This window comes from Mycobacterium sp. (genome assembly GCF_965229105.1).
Taxonomy (GTDB): Bacteria; Actinomycetota; Actinomycetes; order Mycobacteriales; family Mycobacteriaceae; genus Mycobacterium.
In genome coordinates this window covers 3,054,578-3,057,785 of sequence record NZ_OZ245858.1, presented here as the reverse complement: position 1 = coordinate 3,057,785, position 3,208 = coordinate 3,054,578, and the positions used below count along the sequence as shown (strand labels likewise).

Here is a 3,208-nt window from a genome sequence, read left to right as displayed (position 1 = left end):
TGAAACTCCCCGACCCGAACCGCTCAACTGTCAGACGCTCGGCTATCTGCCAACCGTTCGCGCAGACTCCTCGGCCGTATGTCGGGCCAGTTCGCTTCGATGTAGTCCAGACATGACGCGCGGTCGGCCTCGCCGTACGCAATCCGCCAACCAGCGGGGACATCAGCGAATGTCGGCCACAGGCTGTGCTGCTCCTCGTCGTTGACCAAGACGATGAAGCTGCCCTCGTCGTCATCGAACGGATTGGCGCTCACCGCATCTCCTGACAGTCTCGTCAATATAAGTAGAACAAGTTCCAAACCATACTTCGCGGCTATGACGCATGTCACGAAGTCGACTGTGACTCACATCACTAGCAGCGGCCTTGTCACACTCTGGCAAACCGACAACGGGTATTGACCAGCTACTTCTATCGGATAGTGAAGTTTGCGTCGGGTTCGAGAGATGCCGCGACCACACTCGGTGCGATCGATTGTTCTAGCTACGACCAGTAGTTGTAGGCCAGCAAACGCGGGATCATCGGCGATGCTGGTCCGCTGGTAGGTCCGACGTGACTAACGTGTGTGAACCCGTCCCAGGCGAGCGAACTCTTCCAGGCGGTCGGCGGCAAATGCAGCGCTCGCCGCCGGTTCGGTGATCCGGGTGGCCAACGCGCGCGCCCGGGCCACGTAGTCGGGGGCAAGGATGGCGCGCAGGTCCGCGACCAACGAGTCCTCGGTAACGGTGGAAAACCGCCGGGCGGTGCCCACCTTCAGCCGCTTGACTGCGGCTCCATAGATGGCGTGGACGAGGTCCCAGAAGAGGATCAGCTGCGGGACTCCTGCGCGCATGCCGATGGGCGTCGTGCTCGAGCCGCCGTGGTGAACGACGGCACGGCAGGCGGGAAAGACGGTCGCGTAGTTCATCAGGCCGACCACTTTGACACGCTCGGAATGTGGGGCGTTGCTGAAGTCCGTTCCGGCGGCGCCGACCAACGCCCGTTCCCCTAGCCGGGCGCATGCCGCGTCGATCATGGCGATCGTGTCGGCTGGAGATTCGACCGGAATGCTGCCAAAGCCGAAGAAAATCGGCGGGGTGCCCGAAGCGATCCACGACGCGACCTCGTCGTCGGTCTCGGTGGCCAACTCCAATGTCAGCGTCCCGACAAACGGACGCTGGTCCTCGAATTGCGCCCATTCGGTCGCGAGCCCGGGAAAACATGCCTCGTCATAGGCCTGCACTTCCAGCGACCCATTTTCGGTGATCCGCCACGGTGCCGACCTCGTCGCCTTCGGTAAGCCCAGTTCACGGCGCTGGGCGTCCTCGACTTTCTTGGTCCCGCGCCACGACATCCACCAGAACGCCCGCACGACCGCACGGCCCAGGGGTGCCGGCAGGAAAGGCAGGACCCTGGCGTTGGGGCGCAGCGGAAAGTAATGCAACGTCGCTAGTGGGATGCCGTAATGCTCGGCGACGTTGGAGGCGGCGTCCTCGAAATTGATGCCGCTGAACAACAGGTCGGCTCCCTCGGCCAGCGACATCAACGTCGCGCTCATGTCCTGCCAGCCCTGAAACAGGGGCCCGGATATTTCCGCCCGTGCCCTGGCCATCTGCCGGATTTTCCACGGGCTGCTGAAGAAGCACGTCCAGTAATCACGGTGCGCGTCCAGAATCGACCGCGAGTTCGGCCCGAATCCTTTCGTGGCAGGCACCGCCGCCTTGCTGAATTCGACCAGGTCCGGCGGGACCGCCATGGACACGTCATGCCCGCGGCGCACCAGCTCACGGCCGACAGCCGCGGTGGGCTCGATATCGCCACGACTCCCCCACGTGGCCAAGACGAACTTCATCGCTCGTCGACCTTTACTGCGGGGACGCGGTGGATGCTGCGAGGAATTCGTCGAGAAACCCGGGCGGTTTCAGGTTGAGCAGTCGCTTGCGGTTTGCCTTGAGATCGGCGTAGGTGAGCGCTCGGACCTGCTCCGGTGAGTAGGGCAGCGTCGATTCCGGGGAGCCTTTTCGGACGAATCCGACGCCCTGGTCGCACTTGAGCACCCCGACCACCAGGTCAGGGCGGGTGCTGCGGAGCTCGACGATGGCCTTCCAGACATCGCCGTTCCAGATGCCGATCTTCAACGGCCCTGACTGCTGCGCCATGAACTCGTCCCACGACTCGGCGCGGCGGCCGGCCAGTTCGAACGGCGGGTTGCAATCGTGCAGGAAGATGACGCCGTCGTCGTTCAAATAGCGCACCGTGTTCTCCACGTCGCGCACCACCTGCTCGTAGGTGTGCAGCCCGTCGATCAACGCGACGTCAACGGGGTGCTGTTCCAGAAGAGCTGTCTCGTTGTCAAAAAATGCGTCGCTGGTGGTCTCGAAATACTTGGTGACGCGCCCTTTGGCGTTGGCAAGCTCGCGGGTGCGCTCGGTGAGCCGGAACGCCGGGTCCACGGCAATCTTCAGATCGGCGCTGATCCGCTGAAAGGCCTGTCCACGGGAAACGCCGATTTCCAGGTAGACGGGGTTGGGTCGCATGCCGAGGGCCTGTTGCACGGCCCTGATCCGGTTCACGCCTGGCATCGCATCTGCCAACATGACCAGGCCGCTGTTGAAACTGACGCCGTTGATATTCACGCGAAGATCCTTACCACAAAGCAGTTCCGTGGCATGAGTGTTTCGGCTCGATACCACGTGGCGTAAGAATGGTCGGCTATGTCGCGTTCATTCGAAATCGTCTGCGAGTCAGCCGCCAGCGTCGAGGCGATTCACGCGGCATTCCGCCGTGAGGACTATTGGCTGGACCGGCTGGCCGGCGACGCCGGATCCACCCTCGATTCACTGATTGTCGATGACGACGGTGCGGTGGAAGTCCACATCACCCAACACCTCGGACTCCAGATCCTTCCCGCCCTGATTGCGAACTTCGTCAGGGGCGACCTCAAGCTGCTGTACCGCGAGACGTGGCGACCAACCGGCGACGGCCACGTGCGTGGCGAAAGCAATGTCTCGGCTTCCGGCGGATTGGGATCAAGCCGCGCAGACAATTGGCTGACGCCGGCGGGCACCGCCTCCACGCTGCGCGCGGCCGGAAAAGTCGACGTCAAAATCCCTCTGGTCGGCGGCAAACTCGAGAAGTCGATCGGCGCGAGTCTCGCCACGAGCATCCCCGCGACGCTGCGCTACACGACCACATGGGTGGCCGAACACGGATAAAGCACCCCTTATTGAC

At 62.9% G+C, this 3,208-nt stretch carries 4 protein-coding genes; 1 reads left to right on the top strand and 3 read right to left on the bottom strand.

Annotated features, from left to right (window positions below):
- Positions 1-23 precede the first annotated feature (23 nt).
- The 3 genes from ADBZ9O_RS14420 to ADBZ9O_RS14410 all read right to left on the bottom strand — a co-directional run bounded on the left by ADBZ9O_RS14420 (position 24) and on the right by ADBZ9O_RS14410 (position 2,574).
- Positions 24-254 (bottom strand): MbtH family protein, encoded by a 231-nt coding sequence (locus ADBZ9O_RS14420; protein ID WP_526532319.1) that lies wholly within the window; start codon positions 252-254, stop codon positions 24-26.
- A 300-nt stretch (positions 255-554) separates the two neighbouring features.
- A complete protein-coding gene (locus tag ADBZ9O_RS14415) occupies positions 555-1,829 on the bottom strand; it encodes a glycosyltransferase (protein ID WP_526532317.1) in 1,275 nt (424 codons plus the stop codon).
- Between the two features lie 13 nt (positions 1,830-1,842).
- Positions 1,843-2,574, bottom strand: a complete 732-nt coding sequence (locus ADBZ9O_RS14410) for a class I SAM-dependent methyltransferase (RefSeq protein WP_526533158.1) — start codon at positions 2,572-2,574, stop codon at positions 1,843-1,845.
- Positions 2,575-2,691: 117 nt separating this feature from the next.
- On the opposite strand from ADBZ9O_RS14410, the gene ADBZ9O_RS14405 reads away from it, so the two are divergent.
- A complete protein-coding gene (locus ADBZ9O_RS14405; RefSeq protein WP_526532315.1) occupies positions 2,692-3,192 on the top strand; it encodes a DUF2505 family protein in 501 nt (166 codons plus the stop codon).
- The last annotated feature ends 16 nt before the right edge of the window (positions 3,193-3,208 follow it).

Excerpts from the sequence above, each read along its gene's own strand:
- ADBZ9O_RS14415 (WP_526532317.1), bottom strand. The coding sequence starts at position 1,829 with ATGAAGTTCGTCTTGGCCACGTGGGGGAGTCGTGGCGATATCGAGCCC.
- ADBZ9O_RS14410 (WP_526533158.1), bottom strand. The coding sequence starts at position 2,574 with ATGTTGGCAGATGCGATGCCAGGCGTGAACCGGATCAGGGCCGTGCAA.
- ADBZ9O_RS14405 (WP_526532315.1), top strand. The coding sequence starts at position 2,692 with ATGTCGCGTTCATTCGAAATCGTCTGCGAGTCAGCCGCCAGCGTCGAG.